The sequence below is a fragment of the Vreelandella malpeensis genome (genome assembly GCF_020622355.1).
Classification (GTDB): Bacteria; Pseudomonadota; Gammaproteobacteria; order Pseudomonadales; family Halomonadaceae; genus Vreelandella; species Vreelandella malpeensis.
Genome location: NZ_WHVL01000001.1, coordinates 604,744 through 624,440, shown reverse-complemented (window position 1 = coordinate 624,440; position 19,697 = coordinate 604,744). Strand labels below are relative to the sequence as shown.

16 protein-coding genes and 2 tRNA genes are annotated in these 19,697 nt (G+C 64.9%); 14 read left to right on the top strand and 4 right to left on the bottom strand.

Annotated elements, in window-relative coordinates; all coding sequences use genetic code 11:
* Nucleotides 1-15: 15 nt before the first annotated feature.
* The 5 genes from GEV37_RS02850 to GEV37_RS02830 all read left to right on the top strand — a co-directional run bounded on the left by GEV37_RS02850 (nucleotide 16) and on the right by GEV37_RS02830 (nucleotide 4,996).
* Nucleotides 16-1,248: a TolC family outer membrane protein gene (locus GEV37_RS02850; protein ID WP_227388656.1), complete on the top strand. Its 1,233-nt coding sequence runs from the start codon at nucleotides 16-18 to the stop codon at nucleotides 1,246-1,248.
* On the top strand, nucleotides 1,245-3,440 hold the full coding sequence (locus tag GEV37_RS02845) for a type I secretion system permease/ATPase (RefSeq protein WP_227388655.1): 2,196 nt from the start codon (nucleotides 1,245-1,247) through the stop codon (nucleotides 3,438-3,440). The genes GEV37_RS02850 and GEV37_RS02845 overlap by 4 nt, the downstream gene beginning before the upstream one ends.
* Nucleotides 3,437-4,705, top strand: a complete 1,269-nt coding sequence (locus GEV37_RS02840; protein WP_227388654.1) for an HlyD family type I secretion periplasmic adaptor subunit — start codon at nucleotides 3,437-3,439, stop codon at nucleotides 4,703-4,705. The genes GEV37_RS02845 and GEV37_RS02840 overlap by 4 nt, the downstream gene beginning before the upstream one ends.
* A gap of 76 nt (nucleotides 4,706-4,781) precedes the next feature.
* A tRNA-Lys gene (locus tag GEV37_RS02835) sits at nucleotides 4,782-4,857 on the top strand.
* A 63-nt stretch (nucleotides 4,858-4,920) separates the two neighbouring features.
* Nucleotides 4,921-4,996 (top strand) — tRNA-Lys (locus GEV37_RS02830).
* Nucleotides 4,997-5,103: 107 nt separating this feature from the next.
* Here the strand turns inward: GEV37_RS02830 and GEV37_RS02825 are convergent.
* On the bottom strand, nucleotides 5,104-6,564 hold the full coding sequence (locus tag GEV37_RS02825; protein ID WP_227388653.1) for a M48 family metalloprotease: 1,461 nt from the start codon (nucleotides 6,562-6,564) through the stop codon (nucleotides 5,104-5,106).
* A gap of 166 nt (nucleotides 6,565-6,730) precedes the next feature.
* On the opposite strand from GEV37_RS02825, the gene GEV37_RS02820 reads away from it, so the two are divergent.
* Together GEV37_RS02820 and GEV37_RS02815 are read left to right on the top strand one after the other, a co-directional pair.
* Nucleotides 6,731-7,006, top strand: a complete 276-nt coding sequence (locus GEV37_RS02820; RefSeq protein ID WP_227388652.1) for a sulfurtransferase TusA family protein — start codon at nucleotides 6,731-6,733, stop codon at nucleotides 7,004-7,006.
* Nucleotides 7,003-8,121 (top strand): AI-2E family transporter, encoded by a 1,119-nt coding sequence (locus tag GEV37_RS02815; protein WP_227388651.1) that lies wholly within the window; start codon nucleotides 7,003-7,005, stop codon nucleotides 8,119-8,121. The genes GEV37_RS02820 and GEV37_RS02815 overlap by 4 nt, the downstream gene beginning before the upstream one ends.
* Here the strand turns inward: GEV37_RS02815 and GEV37_RS02810 are convergent.
* Nucleotides 8,118-8,606, bottom strand: coding sequence for a peroxiredoxin (locus GEV37_RS02810; protein ID WP_227388650.1), 489 nt, complete (start codon nucleotides 8,604-8,606; stop codon nucleotides 8,118-8,120). The genes GEV37_RS02815 and GEV37_RS02810 overlap by 4 nt on opposite strands.
* 301 nt (nucleotides 8,607-8,907) lie before the next feature.
* On the opposite strand from GEV37_RS02810, the gene dapA reads away from it, so the two are divergent.
* From dapA to purC, 3 genes are all read left to right on the top strand, one after another.
* Nucleotides 8,908-9,792: a 4-hydroxy-tetrahydrodipicolinate synthase gene (dapA, locus tag GEV37_RS02805; protein WP_227388649.1), complete on the top strand. Its 885-nt coding sequence runs from the start codon at nucleotides 8,908-8,910 to the stop codon at nucleotides 9,790-9,792.
* 64 nt (nucleotides 9,793-9,856) lie between these two features.
* Nucleotides 9,857-10,837, top strand: a complete 981-nt coding sequence (locus tag GEV37_RS02800; protein WP_227388648.1) for a lipoprotein, NlpB — start codon at nucleotides 9,857-9,859, stop codon at nucleotides 10,835-10,837.
* Between the two features lie 25 nt (nucleotides 10,838-10,862).
* Nucleotides 10,863-11,579 (top strand): phosphoribosylaminoimidazolesuccinocarboxamide synthase, encoded by a 717-nt coding sequence (purC, locus tag GEV37_RS02795; RefSeq protein WP_227388647.1) that lies wholly within the window; start codon nucleotides 10,863-10,865, stop codon nucleotides 11,577-11,579.
* Nucleotides 11,580-11,582: 3 nt separating this feature from the next.
* On the opposite strand, the gene tsaA is transcribed toward purC, so the two are convergent.
* The gene (tsaA, locus tag GEV37_RS02790; protein ID WP_227388646.1) at nucleotides 11,583-12,302 is read right to left on the bottom strand and encodes a tRNA (N6-threonylcarbamoyladenosine(37)-N6)-methyltransferase TrmO; all 720 of its coding nucleotides are present in this window, start codon (nucleotides 12,300-12,302) and stop codon (nucleotides 11,583-11,585) included.
* 125 nt (nucleotides 12,303-12,427) lie between these two features.
* Here tsaA and GEV37_RS02785 point away from each other — a divergent pair, with 125 nt between their 5' ends.
* A complete protein-coding gene (locus GEV37_RS02785) occupies nucleotides 12,428-12,955 on the top strand; it encodes a GNAT family N-acetyltransferase (protein WP_227388645.1) in 528 nt (175 codons plus the stop codon).
* Nucleotides 12,956-12,963: 8 nt separating this feature from the next.
* Here GEV37_RS02785 and nadC read toward each other — a convergent pair whose 3' ends face one another.
* A complete protein-coding gene (gene nadC, locus GEV37_RS02780; protein WP_227388644.1) occupies nucleotides 12,964-13,818 on the bottom strand; it encodes a carboxylating nicotinate-nucleotide diphosphorylase in 855 nt (284 codons plus the stop codon).
* 73 nt (nucleotides 13,819-13,891) lie between these two features.
* Between nadC and ampD the strand changes: the two genes are divergently transcribed.
* From ampD to aceF, 3 genes are all read left to right on the top strand, one after another.
* Entirely contained in the window at nucleotides 13,892-14,482 is a 591-nt protein-coding gene (gene ampD, locus GEV37_RS02775; RefSeq protein ID WP_227388643.1) for a 1,6-anhydro-N-acetylmuramyl-L-alanine amidase AmpD, read from the top strand.
* A gap of 386 nt (nucleotides 14,483-14,868) precedes the next feature.
* Nucleotides 14,869-17,541, top strand: coding sequence for a pyruvate dehydrogenase (acetyl-transferring), homodimeric type (gene aceE / locus GEV37_RS02770; RefSeq protein ID WP_227388642.1), 2,673 nt, complete (start codon nucleotides 14,869-14,871; stop codon nucleotides 17,539-17,541).
* 56 nt (nucleotides 17,542-17,597) lie between these two features.
* Nucleotides 17,598-19,643 (top strand): pyruvate dehydrogenase complex dihydrolipoyllysine-residue acetyltransferase, encoded by a 2,046-nt coding sequence (aceF, locus tag GEV37_RS02765; protein WP_227388641.1) that lies wholly within the window; start codon nucleotides 17,598-17,600, stop codon nucleotides 19,641-19,643.
* Nucleotides 19,644-19,697: the final 54 nt, after the last annotated feature.

Below are 19,697 nucleotides of genomic sequence, written 5' to 3'. Positions count from 1 at the left end.
GCTCGCACGTTCGAGATGTTCGAGGCCAGGGTAGACGAAACGCTGAGCATGGAAGAGGCGGTGCGTCGCGCCCATGCCTGGCACCCTTCCCTTGTCGAGGCGCGGGGGCGCCTTTACCAGCAAAGCGAGCAGGTCAATGTCGCCAAGGCGGGCTACTACCCGCAGGTGGGAGCAGGATTTTCCATCGAACACCGCAGCGCCACCGGGCGCTCCGAAGATGCCTTCACGGTCAATGCATCACAGATGCTCTACGATTTCGGCAACGTCTCGAGTCAGGTCGAGGCCGCGCGGTACGGTGTCGACCGCGACCAGGCTCGCGTCTGGCTGGCGGTGGATCAGCTCGCGCGTGATACCGCGCAGGCGGTGATCGAGGTCCAGCGCTTCTTGACCCTGATAGAGATCGCTCAGGCGCAGATCGAAGGCATCAGCGAGTTGCGCGAACTGGCCGAGCGGCGCTCGGCGCTCGGCGCCAGCACCCGCTCCGACGAGATCCAGGCGCAGTCACGGCTCGAAGCCGCTGCCGCCACCCGTCAGCAGCTCGAGGCGGAGCTTCGTACCTGGCAGGATACGCTCGGCTCGCTGGTCGGCGCCGGGGGGGCGGTCAGCGTCGAGCGCGCTTTTCCCGCGCCGCTGGGGCAAGCCTGTGCCAACGCCGCAGAAAATTTCGACGACGCGCCGGAGCTTTTGGTGGCGACCGCCCAGCAGGCCGAAGCGCGCGCGCGCATCGAGCAGGCTCAGGCGGCCTTCTACCCCACGGCCTCCGTTGATGCCGGCTTCAACCAGTTCCTCAATAGCGACCTGGTGGAGGATGATTCCGAATTCACCGTCCAGCTCAACCTGACCAGCAACCTCTACCAGGGCGGGGCGACCAGCGCTCAGCGCCGCGCTGCCGACTACGGCCTGGAAGCTAGCCGGGCCGCGCGTGACAGTGCCTATCTGTCGCTGTCGCGAAATCTGCGCCAGGCCAAGCAGCAAACCGTCAGTTTCGGTCAGCGCCTGCAAACGCTGGACGCTCGCGTGCGTAGCATCGAGGCCACGCAGGAGCTCTACCGCCAGCAATACCTGTCGCTCGGCACGCGCTCGCTGCTCGATCTTCTCAACGCCGAGCAGGAGATCCATCAGTCCCGCTTCGACCAGGAGAACACGCGCTTCGATCTCTATCGCCTGCAGATCGAGTGTCTGTACAGCGCGGCGGACATTCGGGATGCCTTCAACCTCGCCGAGACGGCGAGCAGGGGGATGCCGTGACCCACCATTCACGCCCTGCCCAGGCCAGGCTGGAAACGCCCGACAATGCCGACATCGATCCAGGCCACGCCGCGGCCTTCGACGGCTGGGTCGAGGCGTTGGTCGCCATCGCCAAGCACTATCGGCTCGATTACTCCGACGAGCATGCCAGGATCGCTGCCGCCTGGCGTCGTGATCGGCCTACCAGTGACGTGCTGCGCGGGCTTGCCCGCCAACTGGGGCTGACCTTCAGGACCGAGCGGCTCGAGGCGCGCCGTCTGACTCCCTGGCGGCTGCCGATGGTGGTGCAATTTCACGATGGCCAGGTCGCGGTGCTCCAGAGCCTCGACGCCGAGGGGGCGCTGGCCATCGTCTACAGCGGCGACCAGGGACTTGTCAGCCGGATCGACCAGAAGACGCTTCTCGAGAGCGTCGCCGTGGCCGTCGTGCTGCGTCCGGCCAAGGCCGCGCCGGATGCGCGGGTCGACGAGTACATCAAGCCCTTCGAGAAGCACTGGCTGCGCAAGATCGTGCTGCGCGACTGGAAGCCCTACGGCCACGTCATGCTGGCCTCGCTGGTCGCCAATACGCTGGCGCTGGCCGGGGTGATCTTTTCGCGCCAGGTGTACGACCGGGTCATCCCGGCAGAGTCGGTGCCTACCCTGTACGTGCTCTTCGGCGGCGTGCTGCTGGCGCTGGTGTTCGATTTCCTCATGCGCCGCACGCGGGTGCGCATCACCGACCTGCTGGGCAAGCGTGCGGACCTGCGTGCCTCGGACCGGGTCTTCGGCCACGCGCTGCGCATCAAGAACACCGCACGGCCCAAGTCGACGGGCACCTTCATCGCCCAGATTCGCGAGCTCGAGTACGTGCGCGAGCTGTTCACCTCGACCACCGTGACCGCCTTCGCGGACATGCCGTTCTTCATCCTGTTCTGCGTGGTGTTCTGGACCATCGCCGGCGAACTGGTACTGGTGCCCATCGGCGCGCTGCTGCTGATGGTGGTGCCGGGGCTTCTGGTCCAGCGCCGGCTGCGTCGTCTGGCCAACGACTCGATGCGCGAGTCGTCGCTCAGAAGCGCCATGCTGGTGGAGAGCGTTCAGGGGATCGAGGACATCAAGACGCTGCAGGCCGAGGCGCGGTTCCAGGATCAGTGGAACCACTACAACGCGGTCATCGCGGACATGAATCTGCGTCTTCGCTACGTGACCAACTCGCTGGGCGCCTGGAGCCAGACGGTGCAGTCCGGCGTGTTCGCGACCGTGGTGTTCTTTGGTGCCTTCGCCGTCATGGAGGGTGACTTGACCACCGGCTCGCTGGTCGCCGCCTCGATTCTCGCCTCGCGCATGATGGCGCCCATGACCCAGCTGACCCAGGTACTCAGCAAGTGGCAGCAGGCGAAGGTGGCGACGCAAAGTCTCGATGGCATCATGAGGCAGCCGGTGGACGACGCCCCGGGCACCACGCGCCTGCAGCGCGCCGCGCTCGACGGTCACTATGTCTTCGATCGCGCGAGCTTCTCCTACGGCGGCGAGGAGAAGACGCCGGCGCTCGATGTGGCCCGGCTGGAGCTTGAGCCCGGCGAGCGCGTCGCGCTGCTGGGGCGCAACGGCGCGGGCAAGTCCACGCTGTTGCAGGCGCTTTCCGGGCAGCTCGAGCCCGCCGCCGGCGAGGTGCTGCTCGACGGCGTGTGCCTGGCGCATATCGACCCGGCGGACGTGCGCCGTGACGTGGCGCTGCTCAGCCAGACCTCGCGACTGTTCCACGGCACGCTGCGCGACAACCTGGTGCTCGGTGCTCCCGGCGCGACGGACCAGGCGCTGCTCGACGCGCTGAAGACGAGCGGTGCCCATACGCTGGTGCGCAAGCTCACCCGCGGACTCGATCATGTCGTGCTGGAGGGCGGGGTGGGGCTCTCCGGCGGGCAGAAGCAGGCGCTGCTGCTGGCGCGGCTGTTGCTGCGTGACCCGCGCGTCGTGCTGCTCGATGAGCCGACGGCCTCGCTCGACGAGGCGAGCGAAAAGTGGGTCATCGAGCGCCTGAAGGGCTGGCTGGCCGAACGGACGCTCGTCGTCGCCACGCATCGCCTCAGCGTGCTGGCGCTGGTCGAGCGTATCGTCGTGGTCGATCAGGGGCGCATCGCGATGGACGATGCCAAGGAAGCGGTCATGGCGAGGCTGTCGCAGCGTCCCCGACGGAGCGAGCGAGCATGAGCGCGCGTCGTCGCGAAGAGGGAGCGCTGCCGGCGCTCCCTGCGCGCAATACCGATGAGCCTGACCGCGATACGCGGGTGCTCGATCTCGACGAGGATGAAAAGCGCTTCGAGCCGGACGCGGACGAGGCCCGGGTGATACGCTCCGGGCGCGTGGTATGGCTTTGCTTCGCCATCCTGCTGGGGCTCGGCCTCTGGGCCTATTTCGCCGAGCTGGTCGAGGTCTCGACGGGTAGCGGGCGCGTCATTCCCACCTCGCGCGAGCAGGTCGTTCAGTCGCTCGAAGGCGGGATCCTGGCGGATCTGCGCGTACGCGAAGGCGATATCGTCGAGCCGGGGCAGATACTTGCCCAGCTCGACCCGACCCAGAGCCAGTCGAACGTCGAGGAGAGCGCCGTTCGCCGCCGCGCTGCGCTGGCCCGGGTCGCTCGGCTCGAGGCCGAGGTCAACGATGCCGAGCTGGTCTTTCCTGCCGAGCTCGACGACTATCCGGAGCTCGTCGAGCTGGAGCGGCTCTTGTACCAGACCCGCCGCCGAGGACTCGAGCAGTCGTTGGCCGGCGTCAACGAATCGCTCGCCCTGGTACGCGAGGAGCTCGGCATCACTCGCTCGCTGATGGAGATCGGCGCGGCCAGCAACGTCGAGGTGCTGCGGTTGCAGCGCCAGGCCACGGAGCTTCAGCTTCAGGCCGCGGACATTCGCTCCGAGTACCTGATTCTCGCCCGCGAGGAGCTGTCCGAGGCGAAAGCGGAGGTCGAAGCGCTGTCGTCGGTCATCCGCGGGCGTTCGGACACCCTTACGCGGCTCACACTGCGCTCACCGGTACGCGGTATCGTTAAGGACATCGAGGTCACCACCACCGGTGGGGTGATACCGCCCAACGGGCGGCTGATGGCGATCGTTCCGCTCGACGACCAGCTGCGCATCGAGGCGCGCATCTCCCCTCGTGACATCGCCTTCATCTATCCGGGGCAGCCCGCCAAGGTCAAGATCACTGCCTACGATTACGCCACTTTCGGTGGACTCGACGGCGAGGTGGTATTGATCTCGCCAGACACCTTGCAGGACGAGACCCAGCCGGATGTCTTCTACTATCGGGTGATCATCCTGACCGACCGCGACGCGCTGATCAGCGAAAATGGCACGCGTTATCCGATCGTGCCGGGCATGGTGGCCACGGTGGACATTCGCACCGGCAGCAAGACCGTCTTCGACTATCTGGTCAAGCCCATCAGCCTGGCCCGGGAGGCGCTGCGCGAGCGCTGAGCACCTATGATACGGAAAAGACAAAAAAAGGTTGCTAAAGCCATCGTCCATCCGTACTATATGCATCCGTTCGAGGGGGTCGTTAGCTCAGTTGGTAGAGCAGTTGACTTTTAATCAATTGGTCGTAGGTTCGAATCCTACACGACCCACCACCGACACCGCTCATGGCGCGCGTTGGCCCCACGAAATCGAACGCCAATTGCCTCAGGCAATTCGGGTCGTTAGCTCAGTTGGTAGAGCAGTTGACTTTTAATCAATTGGTCGTAGGTTCGAATCCTACACGACCCACCAATCCCAGCGCCCCGGCAGTCTCTGCCGGGGCGCTTTGGCGTGGGCGGTGCGCCACAAGGCCCTGGCACCGCTGGAACGGATGCTCGCCTTCAACGCCCGTTAGGTGGCTAGTTGAACGAAGAGAGCGCTTCGCGATAGTCCACGAAGGCCTCGCGGCGCTGGTCGATCAGCGCGACGAGCGAGGAGTCGTTCTCCTGCTGAGCGGCGCTCTTGGCGATGGCGAGCTGCTGGATGCCGCGATCGACCCGCCCGGTCAACTGCAGGTACTCCGCCTGGGCCAGATGCCCCCAGCCGTCGTGGCCGCTGCGGCCGGCGGCGGTCGCCAGCAGGTTGAAACCCTGCGGGTTCTCCGGGTAGCGGTCGGTCACGCGGCGCAGTGCGTCAAACGCCGCCTGCGGGTCGCGCTGCAGCTGTGCCTCGGCGAGAATCAGCTGGGCGGGCAGGTAGCCCGGCATGAAGCGCAGCCAGCGCCGGGCGCGGTCGATGGCGTCGTCGATCCGGTTGGCCTGCAGCGCCACTTCGGCGGCGGAGACGGGGAGCACCGCGTAGTCCGGATTCTCGACAGCCAACTGGTCGAGCACCTGCAGCGCCGTGTCCACCTGGCCGCTGCGCGCCGCGATCAGGGCATCCAGGTAGCGCTGGGCGGCCTCGTCGGCGCCGCCCTGGGCGAGCCGCGAGCGCGCCTGGCCCGGGTCGTTGTGGTAAATGCTCAAAAGCGCCCGGGCGCGCATCAGGTCGTAGAGCGTGTCGCTTTGGTAACTGTCCGCCACGGCGAGCTGGGCGGCGCGACCCTGGGCGTCGCTCAGGCGGCTGTCCGAGACGGGGTGGGTGAGCAGAAACTCCGGCGGCGCGCCACCCTGCAAGCGCGCCATGCGCTGCATGGCGGAGAACATGCGCACCATCGCCTGGGGATCGTAGCCGGCATCTGCCATGGCCTGCAGCCCTACCCGGTCGGCTTCCTGTTCAAAGCGCCGTGAGTAGGAGAGCTGGTCCTGGATCAGCGCGGCCTGGGAGCCCATGGCGGCGGCGATGCCCGCCTCGCCGCCGCCGCTGGCCGCAATCAGCATGCCGGCAAGCATGCCCGCCATGGCGGGCAGCTGGGTCTGGCCCGCGCGGTCGCTGCCGCGTGCGTAATGGCGCTGAGAGAGGTGGCCGAGCTCGTGCGCCAGCACCGACACGAAGGCGCCTTCATCGTCGGCGAAGGCAAAGAGCCCCGAGTTGATGCCGACCACGCCACCGGGTACCGCGAAGGCATTGAGCGCGCGGTGATCGACCATCACCGTGGTGGTGCTGATGCCGCCCAACTGGCTGTAGGGCGCAAGCCTTGCCACCAGGCCGTCCAGGTAGTCGTTGACGATGGCGTCCTGCCACTGCGGCGCCTGGGCGCGAAACTGCCGAAGCCAGGCGCGGCCCAGGCGGTACTCCTCGTTGCTCACCGAGGGCGCCGCGCCGCCCAGGCTCGGCAACCGACTGTTGTCGAACCCCTGGCTCTGGACGGGCGGGGCGACGCTTGCCAGCAGCAGGGTGAAGGCCAGCGCCCAGCGTGGCAGGAAGCGAACGTGCGGCATGGCGTCCTCATGGTTGTCGTCAAGACGGCCGGGAAAAGCCGGCGACCGGCAGTGTGACATTGATTCGTGCCGGTAAGTGCCGTTAAATCAACAGCGATCGATCATCAGTGATAACCGAGTTTATGCCACAATGCCAGCTTTAGGCAGGCATTTTAAGGGAGCCGTCATGTCTGATCAGAAAGGGCGCGAGTGCGGGATGCCCGTGCCGGATGCAGCGCTCGACGCCCGTGGACTCGCCTGTCCGTTGCCACTTCTGAAGACCAAGCAGGCACTGGCCACGCTCGAGAGTGGCCAGCTTCTGGAGGTGGCAGCGAGCGACCAGGGGTCGTGGCGGGACATCGCCACCTTTGCCGAGCACAGTGCTCACACGCTCGTCCATCGCGAACAGCGCGCGGACGGCTTTCATTTCTGGATACGCAAAGCAGAGAGCCTTCGCCCATGACCGTGCGCAGCATTCTGAAAAGCTGGGTGGAACGCTACTTCTCCGACGAGGAAGCGCTGATCCTTCTGGTGATCCTGGTGGCGGGTTTCGCCGCCATCATCTGGTTCGGGCGCATGCTCGCGCCGTTCTTCACTGCGCTGGTGCTGGCCTTTCTGCTCCAAGGCGTGGTCAATGTCTTCACCCGGCGCGGAGTGCCGCATCTGCTGGCGGTGATCATCGTCTTCCTGGCCTTCGTCGGGGCGCTGTTGACGCTGGCGTTCATCCTGATGCCGTTGATCTGGCATCAACTGGTCGGGCTGGTGCAGGAATCACCGCGCATGTTCGCCAGTGGCCAGGCGTTGCTGGACGAGCTACAGGCGCGCTATCCCAATCTGATCACCCCGGACCAGATGCAGAACTGGATCAGCGTGGCCAGCCGAGAGATCAGCCAGCTCGGCCAGCGGGCGCTGACGCTGTCGCTGGCATCACTGGGTAACGTGATGTCGATCATCATCTACCTGGTGCTGGTGCCGATCCTGGTGCTGTTCATGCTCAAGGATCGCGAGGAACTCGTCGGTTTCGTCCTGTCGCTGCTGCCGCAAAAGCGCACGCTGATGACGCGTATCTGGCGCGAGATGGATGACCAGATCGCCAACTACATCCGCGGCAAGTCGATCGAGATCATCATCGTCGGCACGGTGACGTTTATCGTCTTCACCCTGTTCGGGCTACCCTACACCGCGCTGCTCTCGGTGCTGGTGGGCTTCTCGGTGCTGGTGCCGTTCATCGGCGCCGCAGTGGCCACGCTCCCGGTCGCTGCGGTCGCGGGCTTTCACTTCGGCATCAGCGAGCAGTTCGCCTACGTGCTGATAGCCTATGCCATTCTCCAGGCGCTGGATGGCAACGTGCTCTCGCCGATCCTGTTCTCCGAAACCAACAACATCCACCCGGTTTCGATCATCGTGGCGGTGCTGTTCTTCGGCGGCATCTGGGGGCTCTGGGGGGTCTTCTTCGCCATTCCGCTGGCCACCCTTCTGAAGGCGCTGGCCTACGCGTGGCCTCGCGGTATAGCGACGCGCTCGCCCCAGGAGGGCGAGCGCGTGATCGTCACCGACGATACCCCGCCGCTGCGTTAGTCGGCCGAGGCGCTCGCAGCATCGAGCGCCTGCGCTTTCTCCAGTACCTCCTGCGCGTGGCCGGCGACCTTGACGCCGCGCCATTCGTGGGCAAGCTTGCCCGCCTTGTCGATCAGGAAAGTGCTGCGCTCGATCCCCAGGTGTTCCTTGCCGTACATCTTCTTGAGCTTGATGACGTCGAACAGCCGGCACACGGTTTCGTCCTTGTCGGAAATCAATGCGAAATTGAAGTCCTGCTTGGCCTTGAAGTTCTCCTGGGCGCGCAGGCCATCGCGCGAGACGCCGATCACCACCGTGTTGGCGGCCTCGAACGCTGCCATGCGATCACGGAAGTCGCCGCCTTCGGTGGTACAGCCTGGCGTGCTCGCCTTGGGGTAGAAGTAGATCACCACCTGTTGGCCCTTGAGTGCTGACAGCGTGACGGTGGTGTCGCCGGTGGCGGGGGCGCTGAAGTCGGGGACGGGCTTGCCTGATTCCACGGCCATGAACATGCTCCTTGTCGTGAGGTGAGTGTCGTGAAGTGAGTGTCGTTAAGTAAGTATCGTGAGGTGAGCACTCGATTACACGCAACCCGGCGCGCCGTGTCAAAGCCCTGGCGGGCCGACAGGCGGGCCCGCGAGTAAACTCGGCGCGCTTTACGCTGTACACGCTCGAATCCGCTGAGTACCATTTGGCCCTTGAGCGCGCCGGTTGGCGAGAGGGTGAGTCGACCGGCGCCGCGCGCCGCTTTTGCAATTGGGTGCCGCATCTACCGGGTGCCACCGCTATCAGGTGAGGAATTAACGGATGATCACAGGCAGCATAGTCGCCCTGGCGACGCCGATGAAGGTCAATGGCGACATCGACTGGGAGGCGCTTCGCCGCCTGGTGAACTTCCATCTGGACAATGGCACCGACGGCATCGTCGCCGCAGGTACCACCGGCGAGCCGACTACCATGTCGTTTGCCGAGCATTTCGACGTCATTCGCGCGGTGGTCGAGGAGGTGGGCGGGCGCATTCCGGTCATCGCCGGCACCGGCGCCAACGCGACTTCCGAAGCGGTAGAGCTTGCCCGCTACGCCAGCGAAGTGGGGGCGGACTACTGCCTGTCGGTGTGTCCCTACTACAACAAGCCCACCCAGGAAGGCCTCTATCAGCACTTCAAGGCCGTGGCCGAAGGCAGCAAACTGCCGGTGATCATGTACAACGTACCGGGTCGCACCTGCTCGGATCTCTACAACGAGACCGTGGTGCGCCTGGCCGAAGTGGACAACATCATCGGCCTGAAGGACGCCACCGGGAACCTTGAGCGCGCCGAGGATCTAATTGCACGCTTGAAGGGCAGCGACTTCATGCTCTACTCCGGCGACGACGCGACCGCTTGCGACTTCATGCTGATGGGTGGCCACGGCGATATCTCGGTCACCGCCAACGTGGTGCCCCGGGCGATGCACGACCTGTGCGCGGCGGCGATTTCCGGTGATACCGAGAAGGCCCACCAGATCAATACCCGCCTGATGCCGCTGCATACCAACCTGGGGATAGAATCCAACCCGATCCCTGTGAAGTGGTCGCTCAACCGGATGGGCTACATGGAGGCGGGCATCCGCCTGCCGCTGACCTGGCTTTCGGAAAAATACCACGCCACTGTCAGTGAAGCGCTGCAGTTGGCCGGCGTCGTCGAGCAGTAGTGGCGATTGTCCCCGAGTGCCCGGCCTGTGCCGGGCGACTGAACTGTTGACTTAAGGTGGCTTGATGAGCTCTGTGCTTGAACAACCTGCGCTGAAATGGGTTCCGCTGGCGCTGGCCGCGGGGATCGCGCTGAGTGGCTGCGCCCGCGACGGGTTTTACGACGATCGCAACCTGGACTACACCGAGGTCGCGCCCGCGCCACCGCTGGTGCTTCCCGAAACTCGCAATGTGCAGCGCTATCAGGACGCCATGCCCGTTCCTCAGGCATCGCTTCAGGGCAGCCGGGTCGAGCGCGCCGCCGAGGTTGTCCCGCCGCCGTCGATGTCGATCGGCAGCGGCCTTGAGCCCGAGTTCGTCGAACGCCGCCAGGTCGGCAGCGACGCCTGGTTGGTGGTGGCCGCCGATACCGGCGCGGTGTGGCCGCAGCTCGAAGCCTTCGCTCAGAGCCGGGGGCTTGGCATCGTGCAAAGCGACGCCAATCGCGGCGTGATCGAAACCACTCAGGCAACACTTTCCCTGCAAAGCGCGCTGCGCGCCGGCAGCAGCGAAGTGCGCTGCGAGCAGGGCGGTCGGACCGTGACCAACTGCCTGGACGCGCTCGAAGAGTACCTGGGCGCGCGCAGCGCCACTGCCAGCGCCTCCTCCTGGAATGCCCAGCGCCTCTCCGGCGAGCGCTCCTTGCAGATTCGCCAGCAGGACGGCGAGTGGCAGGTCGTCATCCCGCAGTCCGCCGAGCGTGTCTGGGCCGAACTCGACCACTACCTGACCCTCGACTTCACCGTCGAGAACCGTCGCGAGCTGATCGAGAAGTCGCCCGGAGAGTATGCCTTCCTGGTGAACTACATGACCGCCTCGGAAGAGGGCCGCAATCCGATTCAGGTGGTGTTCAGCCGTGACGTGCGTCGCATGAGCCAGCAGATACGCCTGGTGCTCGAGCCGCGGGGCGATCAGAGCGTGCTGCGCGCGATCAATGCAAGCGACCGCGAGCTCACTGCCAACGACCAGCGCGAGCTGCTCGAACGCGTTTCCGGCTATTTGCGCTAACGTTTCACTATCTTTCGGAGCCCCCATGGAAAAGCGCCAAGAACTCTACGCTGGCAAGGCCAAATCGGTCTACACCACCGACGATCCGAACCTGCTGGTTTTGACCTTTCGCGACGATACCAGCGCCTTCGACGGCAAGAAGATGGAGTCGCTGGCTCGCAAGGGCATGGTCAACAACATCTTCAACGCCTTCATCATGGAGCGCTTGCAGGAGGCGGGGATTCCCACCCACTTCGAGAAGCAGCTCTCGCCCAACGAGAGCCTGGTCAAGAAGATGAAGATGATTCCAGTGGAGTGCGTGGTGCGCAACGTCGCCGCCGGGGGCCTGGTCAAGCGCCTGGGCGTCGAGGAGGGCACCGAGCTCACCCCGCCCACCTTCGAGCTTTTCCTGAAGAACGACGAGAAGGGCGACCCGATGATCAACGAGTCGCTCGCCGAGACCTTCGGCTGGGCGACCCCCGAGCAGCTCGCTACCATGAAGACGCTGACCTTCAAGGTCAACCACGTGCTCAAGCAGCTCTTCGCTCAGGGCGACATGCTGCTGGTGGACTACAAGCTCGAGTTCGGTATCTTCGAGGGCGAGGTCGTGCTGGGTGACGAGTTCTCGCCGGACGGTTGCCGTCTGTGGGACGCCAACACCCGCGAGAAGATGGACAAGGACCGCTTCCGCCAAGGGTTGGGGGGCGTCATCGAGGCCTACGAGGAAGTGGGTCGTCGGCTCGGCATCACCTTCCCCGCCTGAGTCTCATTCGCCCCGCGCTTCGATTGCCACCACCTCCAGGGTGGTGGCGTCGTTTTCGAGCGAGCGAAAGCGCACGTTCACGTCGCGCAGATGCACACCGTAAACCCGCGCGTCGCTTTGGTGGTAGGCCGGGCGAGGGTCCTGACCAAGCACCTGTTCGATGAGCGTGGTGAGTGAGGCGGCGTCGTCGCGTTGCATCAGCGCCTCGACGACGGCGGGGGTGAACGCCACCCGCTTTAGTGCCGGCGCCTCGGGGGCGAAACCCGCCCGCGCCTCGGGGCGCGCCTCGGCCCAGGGCAGGTAGGGCTTGATGTCCACGACCGGCGTGCCGCTGACCAGGTCGCACCCGGTCAGGTGCAGGCGCACGCCGCGAGTGCAGTCGATGCCGGCCAGGCCCACCAGCGAGAGCCCCAGGCGATTGGGACGGTGAGTGCTGCGGCTGGCGAACACGCCCACCTTGCGATTGCCGCCAAGGCGTGGTGGGCGCACCAGCGGCGTCCAACGCTCGGGGCTTTGATGAAACACGAAGTGCAGCCACAGGTGGCTGAACGCTTCCAGCCCGCGTACGGTGTGGGGATCGTCGAAGGGCGGGGCCAGCACCAGCGTGGCGTGGGCGGCGTCGGCCAGCCCCGGCTGGCGGGGAACGCCGAACTTGTCCGGGTAGTCGCTTGTCACGTGGCCGATCGGCTGCAGCGTGAAACGTTGATCGCTTGGTGAGGACATGGCGCGGCCTTGCAGTCAGAATGAGCCGAAAAGATTCCCGGGCGGCCTGGGCTGTCCGGGGCGTGGGGAGTATACCCCGGGCCGCGCGTGAATCCGATGCGGCCGCCACACGATAGAGGGACGACATGAACCATCGAGACAACGCCCGCGAGCGGCCGCCGGCGGCACGAGTGACGTACCGCGCGGCACTGGCGCGCGACGCCGCAGATCAGGCCGAGGTGTTCTATCACGCGGTGATGCAGGGAGGCGCCAGCCACTATTCGCGTGACGAGCGCGAGGCCTGGGCGGCGGCGCTGCCCCGAGAAGCCAGCGCCTGGGCCGCGCGTCAGGCGCTCTATACCACGCTCGTGGCAGTGTGCGACGGGCGCTGCGTGGGCTTTCTGGAGCTCGACCCGGCCGGCGCGCGCATCGTCACGCTCTACGTCTGGCCGTCGCTCGCCGGGCGAGGTATCGGCAGCACCCTGTTGATCCACGCCGAAAGGCTGCTGCTCGAGCAGGGCATCGATCGTGTCGAGATCGAGGCGAGCCTGGTGCTGTTCGAGCGACTCGAGCGGCGCGGTTTCGAGAACCACGGCGAGCAGTGGGTCGAGCGCGGCGGGCAGTGCCTCAAGCGCTACCGGATGAGCAAGGCGCTCAGCGCCGTCGAGACCTGAGTGCTGCGCTAGACAGTGAAGGTCTGGGTGATGCGCATGGAAAGATCGATCGAGGCGACGTCCTTGGTCAGCGTGCCGCTGGAGATGGTGTCCACCCCGGTGTCGGCGATGGTCCGAAGGGTGGTCGCATCGACGTTGCCCGAGGCTTCGAGCGTCGCCCGGCCGCCGTTGATCTCCACCGCCACGTGCAGATCCTCGACATCGAAGTTGTCGAGCATGACCACGTCGGCGCCGGCGGCCAGCGCCTGGTCCAGCTCCTCGAAGGTTTCCACTTCCACCTCGACCGGAATGCCCGGCGAGAGCTTGCGCGCCATGGCCACGGCGGCCTGGATTCCCCCGCAGGCAGCGATGTGGTTCTCCTTGATCAAAAACGCGTCCCACAGGCCCAGCCGGTGGTTGTAGCCGCCGCCGCAGACCACCGCGTACTTCTGCGCCAGACGCAGCCCCGGCAGGGTCTTGCGGGTGTCGAGCAGCCGCGCCTGGGTGCCTTCGAGCAACTGCACGAAGGCGCGGGTGGTCGTTGCCGTCGCGCTCAGGGTCTGGAGCAAGTTGAGCGCCACCCGCTCGCCGGTCAGAAGGCTGCGCGCCGGCCCCTCGAGTTCGAGGAAGTGGTGCTCCGGAGTGATGGCGTCGCCATCGGCGGCTTCCCAGCGCAGGGTCACGCGAGCGTCGAGCTGGCGAAAGATCTCCTCGACCCAGGCCACCCCGCACAGCACCGCGTCCTGGCGGGCGCTCACCCGAGCAGTGGCCCACTGGTTGGGGGGAATCAAGCCGGCGGTGATGTCTCCCGCGCCGATGTCTTCGGCGAGCAGGCGGGTGACGCTTGCGCGGATCTCGTCGGTTAGAGCGTTCTGGTAATCCATGGCGGTATCGTCTCGGCACAGGGTATGAGCCGCATTATAGTGAAATCGAGCCTTGAACCTAGAGAAGACGCGAATGATCGATTCCAACAGCGGCGGATACTGGCCCCTGGCCCGCCAGGTCACCTCGCCCAATGCCGATGCCCGCGCCCACGGCGAAGTGTCGCTTCTGGTGCTGCACGCCATCAGCCTGCCGCCGGGCGTGTTCTCGGGTACTGCGATCGAGGCGCTGTTCACCAATACTCTCGACCCCGGCGCGCACCCTTACTTCGAGCGTATCGCGGCGCTCAGGGTCTCGGCGCACCTGTTGATTCGCCGCGACGGCGAGTGCGTGCAGTTCGTCGATACCGACCGGCGCGCCTGGCACGCCGGTCGCTCGCGCTGGTTCGATCCGCGTCTGAATGATGCGCGCTGTGCACTCAACGACTTCTCCATCGGCATCGAGCTAGAGGGCGACGGCGATACGCCGTTCACCGCGGAGCAGTACCGCTCGCTGGTCGCGGCCACCCGCTGGCTGCTGGCCCGCTATCCGCTGCTCGATACTTCGCGCATCACCAGCCATGCCAAGGTGGCGCCGCTGCGCAAGGAGGACCCGGGGCCATGCTTCGACTGGGCCTACTACCGTCAGTGCCTGGCAAGGACTGAGGTGACGTCGGTCGGGAAGTGATTCTTTCGCTTGAAGATCAAACGGTAGTTTGACTACACGAGGCGCCGCAACCACAGTGGAAATGGATTCCAGTGCTTCTATGTTGCAGTGCAATATGCTGTTTTGGATAGAATTTCCATTGCGTGAGAATTGGCAGACTAGCCACTTTGCGGTATCTTCTCTATACAAAAGGCTAACCCCAAAGGCAGCTGTGTAGCCCAACTACATTCTCGAACCTGTGCTTGGTCAAAGGGCTTATCGAATCAGCTCGTTGAATGTAAACAAAAACCCTGTCAGACACGCAAGCTCGGCTCGATACCGGCCTTGGTGCGGCTCAACGTCGCAGCCGCCCCAGCCCCAAAAGGGTAGCGGGCGTATTGTCATTTATCGTCATTCGGAGAGACTTTATGAGTCTGGAGACAAGAGAAGATCTCGATCCGGTCGAAACCACGGAGTGGCTTGAATCCCTGGAATCGGTTCTGGATCGTGAGGGCGAAGATCGCGCCCGCTACCTGATGACCCGCCTGGCGGATCGCATGCGTCGGGACGGGATGAAGGTGCCCTTCTCGGTGACGACCCCGCACCGCAACACCATTCCGGTCCATCGCGAAGCGCCAATGCCGGGCGATCTGTTCATGGAGCGGCGCATCCGTTCTCTGATCCGCTACAACGCCATCGCCCAGGTCATCCGCAACAACCGTGCGAACCCAGGGCTTGGTGGTCATATCGCGAGCTTCATGTCCTCGGCAACGCTCTATGACGTAGGTTTCAACCACTTCTTCCGCGCGGCTAAAGACGACTTCGCCGGAGACCTGGTTTACATCCAAGGCCACGTGGCACCGGGCATCTACGCCCGCTCCTACCTCGAGGGGCGTCTCTCCGAGGAGCAGATGGACAAGTTCCGCCAGGAAGTGGACGGTGATGGCCTCTCGTCCTACCCGCACCCCTGGCTGATGCCGGACTACTGGCAGTTCCCGACGGTCTCCATGGGCCTGGGACCGATCCAGGCGATCTACCAGGCGCACGTGATGAAGTATCTGCATCATCGCGAGCTCAAGAACATGTACGACCGCAAGATCTGGTGCTTCATGGGCGACGGCGAGTGTGACGAGCCGGAATCCCTGGGCGCGATTTCGCTGGCCGGTCGCGAGAACCTGGACAACCTGATCTTCGTCATCAACTGCAACCTGCAGCGTCTGGACGGCCCGGTACGCGGCAACGCCCGCGTGATAGACGAGCTTGAAGGCGTGTTCCGCGGTGCCGATTGGAACGTCATCAAGGTCGTCTGGGGTCGCCACTGGGATACCCTGTTCGAGCAGGACAAGAAGGGCATCCTGCAAAAGCGCATGGACGAGGCGGTCGACGGCGAGTACCAGAACTACAAGGCCAACGGCGGCGCCTACACCCGCGAGCATTTCTTCGGCAAGTACCCGGAAACCGAAGCGATGGTCAAGGATCTTTCGGATGAGGATATCTGGAAGCTCAACCGTGGTGGCCACGACCCGTTCAAGGTCTACGCGGCCTACCACGAGGCGGTGAACACCCAGAACGGCAAGCCCACCGTGATCCTGGCGCACACCGTCAAGGGTTACGGCATGGGCGCAGGCGACGGCGAAGCGGCCAACGAAGCGCACCAGGTCAAGAGCATGGAGTATGAGGCGCTGAAGAAATTCCGCGACCGCTTCGGCATCCCGCTCTCGGACGAGCAGTTGAAGGACGTGCCCTACTACAAGCCCGAGGATGACTCCCCGGAGCTCAAGTACATGCACCTGCAGCGCGAGCGCCTGAACGGCTACCTGCCGGCGCGCCAGAGCGATTTCGAGTCCCTCGAGATCCCGAGTCTCGAAGACAAGACCTTCGCCTCGCAGCTCGGCGGCTCCAAGGGTCGTGAAGTCTCCACCACCATGTCCTTCGTGCGTGTACTGAACGGCCTGGTCAAGGACAAGAAGCTTGGCAAGTACGTCGTGCCGATCATCCCGGACGAGGCGCGCACCTTCGGCATGGAAGGCATGTTCCGTCAGCTCGGTATCTACTCCGCGGCGGGGCAGAAGTACGAGCCGGTCGACAAGGGCCAGATCATGTACTACCGCGAGGACCAGAAGGGTCAGGTCCTCGAGGAAGGCATCACCGAGGCGGGCGCGATGTCGGCCTGGATGGCGGCCGCGACCTCCTACAGCAACAACCACGTCACGCTGTTGCCGTTCTACATCTACTACTCGATGTTCGGCTTCCAGCGAATCGGCGATCTGGCCTGGGCGGCGGGTGATCTTCAGGCGCGCGGCTTCATGGTCGGCGGCACCGCCGGGCGCACCACGCTCAACGGCGAAGGCCTGCAGCACCAGGATGGCCACAGCCTGATCCAGGCATCCACCATCCCCAACTGCCGAAGCTATGACCCGACCTACGGTCACGAAGTGGCGGTCATCGTTCAGGACGGCCTGAAGCGCATGTTCACCGACAAGGAGAACTGCTTCTACTACCTGACCGTGATGAACGAGAACTACGAGCATCCGGAGCTTTCCGACGTGCCCGCAGACGACATCATCAAGGGCATGTACCTGCTGCGCGAAACCCAGGGTGACAAGGGCCGCGTTCAGCTCTTGGGCTCCGGCACCATCCTGCGCGAAGTGGAAGAGGCCGCCGAGCTTCTGGCCAGCGACTGGGGCATCGGCGCCGACATCTGGAGCGTGACCAGCTTCAACGAGCTGCGCCGTGAAGCGCTCCTGCTCGAGCGCGAGGCGTTCCTGAACCCGGACGCCGAGGCCGCCAAGCCCCACGTCACGAAGTGCCTGGAAGGGCGCGACGGGCCGATCATCGCCTCGACGGACTACATGAAGCTCTACGCCGACCAAGTACGTGCCTGGGTACCGGGTGACTACACCGTGCTGGGCACCGACGGCTTCGGCCGCTCGGATACCCGCGCGAAGCTGCGCTACTTCTTCGAGGTGGATCGTCACTTCGTCGTGGTCGCCGCTCTGCGCTCGCTCGCCGAACGCGGCGAGATCGATCGCAAGGTCGTCGGCGAGGCGCTGAAGAAGTACAACATCGACGCCAGCAAGCCCAACCCGCTGACAAGCTAAACCGCAGCCCGGCGGGCATGCCCGCCGGCTCGAGCCGATTTGGAAGGAGCGCGACCTTGAGTAGCGAAATCATCAAAGTTCCCGATATCGGTGGCGATACCGATGTCGAAATCATCGAGATTGCGGTGTCTGAAGGCGACGTCATCGAAGCGGAAGACGCCCTGATCACCCTGGAATCCGACAAGGCCAGCATGGACGTGCCCTCGCCCAAGGGCGGCAAGGTCGTCAAGGTGCTGGTCAAGGAGGGCGACAAGGTCTCCGAGGGCGACGACATCGTCGAGCTCGAAGTGGAAGGCGAGGAGGGCGACGATGCGTCCGCCGAGCAGGACGCCGAACCCGAAAAGACCGACGAAGCCCCCCGTGAGGAGAAGCGCGAGGAGCCCAAGGCGCCCGCCAAGAAGGCCTCGGGTGGCAAGAAGACCGTCGATATCACGGTACCGGATCTGGGCGGCTCCGAGAACGTCGAGATCATCGAAGTCGCGGTCGGCGAAGGCGACGAGGTCAGTGCCGAAGACGCCCTGATCACCCTGGAGTCCGACAAGGCCTCCATGGACGTGCCGAGCCCGCACAGCGGCAAGATCGTCGCGTTCACCGTCAAGGAGGGCGATACCGTCTCCGAAGGCGACGTGATCGGCCAGATCGAGATCGATGGCGACGGTGAAGGCGAAGATGAAAGCGACGACGCCCCGGCCGAGCAGCCGACGGCCGACGCCCAGGACGACGCCGCCGAAGAGCAAGACGACGTCGAAGAGCAGGACGACGACGAGCAGGGCAGCGGTGAGCCCGAGCGCAAGGAAGTCCGCGTGCCGGATCTCTCCGGTGCCTCGGACGTGCCGATCATCGAGATCGCCGCTACCGTCGGCGACGAGATCGAGGCAGAAGACGCGCTGATCACGCTGGAGTCCGACAAGGCCTCGATGGACGTGCCCAGCCCCTTCAAGGGCAAGCTCCTCGAGCTGACCGTGAAGGAGGGCGACACCGTCTCCGAAGGCGATCTCATCGCCTACATCGAAGTGGCGGGAAGTGCCAAGGCCAAGAAGCAGGCCGACAAGCCCGCGCCGAAGGCGCAGAAGAGCGACGCGCCGAAGGCCGAGCAGAAGCAGGAGACTCGCAAGAGCGAAACGCCTGCCGGCTCGCCCAGCCCCGAAGCGGCCATGGCCGCGCACAAGCCGCGTGACGGCAAGCTGGTGCACGCAGGCCCCGCGGTGCGCATGCTGGCGCGCGAGTTCGGAGTCGACCTGGGGCTGGTCAAGCCCAGCGGCCCGAAAGAGCGTATCCTGAAAGAGGACGTACAGGCCTACGTCAAGCAGGCGCTGTCGCAAAAGGCCAGCGCACCGGCCCAGGGCGGCGCGGCAACCGGTGGGGCCGGCATTCCGGCGGTGCCGGAAGTCGACTTCAGCCAGTTCGGTGAAGTGGAAGAGAAGCCGATGGGTCGCCTGCTCAAGATGGGCGCGACCAACCTGCATCGCAGCTGGCTCAACGTGCCCCACGTGACCCAGTTCGACGAAGCCGACATCACCGAGCTCGAGAACTTCAGAAAGTCGATGAAGGCCGAAGCCGAAGCCCAGGGCGCCAAGCTCACGCCGCTGCCGTTTCTGGTCAAGGCCTGCGCCTTCGCGCTCAGGAAGTTCCCGCAGTTCAACGTCAGCCTCAAGGGCGACGGCGACACGCTGGTGTGGAAGAAGTACGTCCATATCGGTATCGCGGTCGATACGCCGGACGGCCTGATGGTGCCGGTACTGCGCGACGCCGACAAGAAGTCCTTGATCGAGATCGCGAAAGAGATGGCGGAACTCGGCAAGAAGGCGCAGGGCAAGAAGCTCAAGCGCGACGAGATGACCGGCGGCTGCTTCACCATTTCGAGCCTTGGCTCGATCGGTGGCACGGCATTCACGCCGATCGTCAACGCGCCGGAAGTGGCGATCCTCGGGGTATCGAAAGCGCAGATGAAGCCGGTCTGGGATGGCGCCGCCTTCCAGCCACGGCTGATGATGCCGCTGTCGCTCTCCTATGATCACCGCGCGATCAACGGGGCGGACGCGGCGCGCTTCACGGCATTTCTGGCCGATGTGCTGACCGATATTCGTCGCCTGCTGCTCTGACGCACAGCGACGCATCGCTCACGGCGCCCATTTTCATGGGCGCCGTTTGCGTTT

Excerpts from the sequence above, each read along its gene's own strand:
- GEV37_RS02850 (WP_227388656.1), top strand. The coding sequence starts at position 16 with ATGTTCGAGGCCAGGGTAGACGAAACGCTGAGCATGGAAGAGGCGGTG.
- GEV37_RS02840 (WP_227388654.1), top strand. The coding sequence starts at position 3,437 with ATGAGCGCGCGTCGTCGCGAAGAGGGAGCGCTGCCGGCGCTCCCTGCG.
- GEV37_RS02825 (WP_227388653.1), bottom strand. The coding sequence starts at position 6,564 with ATGCCGCACGTTCGCTTCCTGCCACGCTGGGCGCTGGCCTTCACCCTG.
- GEV37_RS02820 (WP_227388652.1), top strand. The coding sequence starts at position 6,731 with ATGTCTGATCAGAAAGGGCGCGAGTGCGGGATGCCCGTGCCGGATGCA.
- GEV37_RS02815 (WP_227388651.1), top strand. The coding sequence starts at position 7,003 with ATGACCGTGCGCAGCATTCTGAAAAGCTGGGTGGAACGCTACTTCTCC.
- GEV37_RS02810 (WP_227388650.1), bottom strand. The coding sequence starts at position 8,606 with ATGGCCGTGGAATCAGGCAAGCCCGTCCCCGACTTCAGCGCCCCCGCC.
- dapA (WP_227388649.1), top strand. The coding sequence starts at position 8,908 with ATGATCACAGGCAGCATAGTCGCCCTGGCGACGCCGATGAAGGTCAAT.
- GEV37_RS02800 (WP_227388648.1), top strand. The coding sequence starts at position 9,857 with ATGAGCTCTGTGCTTGAACAACCTGCGCTGAAATGGGTTCCGCTGGCG.
- purC (WP_227388647.1), top strand. The coding sequence starts at position 10,863 with ATGGAAAAGCGCCAAGAACTCTACGCTGGCAAGGCCAAATCGGTCTAC.
- tsaA (WP_227388646.1), bottom strand. The coding sequence starts at position 12,302 with ATGTCCTCACCAAGCGATCAACGTTTCACGCTGCAGCCGATCGGCCAC.
- GEV37_RS02785 (WP_227388645.1), top strand. The coding sequence starts at position 12,428 with ATGAACCATCGAGACAACGCCCGCGAGCGGCCGCCGGCGGCACGAGTG.
- nadC (WP_227388644.1), bottom strand. The coding sequence starts at position 13,818 with ATGGATTACCAGAACGCTCTAACCGACGAGATCCGCGCAAGCGTCACC.
- ampD (WP_227388643.1), top strand. The coding sequence starts at position 13,892 with ATGATCGATTCCAACAGCGGCGGATACTGGCCCCTGGCCCGCCAGGTC.
- aceE (WP_227388642.1), top strand. The coding sequence starts at position 14,869 with ATGAGTCTGGAGACAAGAGAAGATCTCGATCCGGTCGAAACCACGGAG.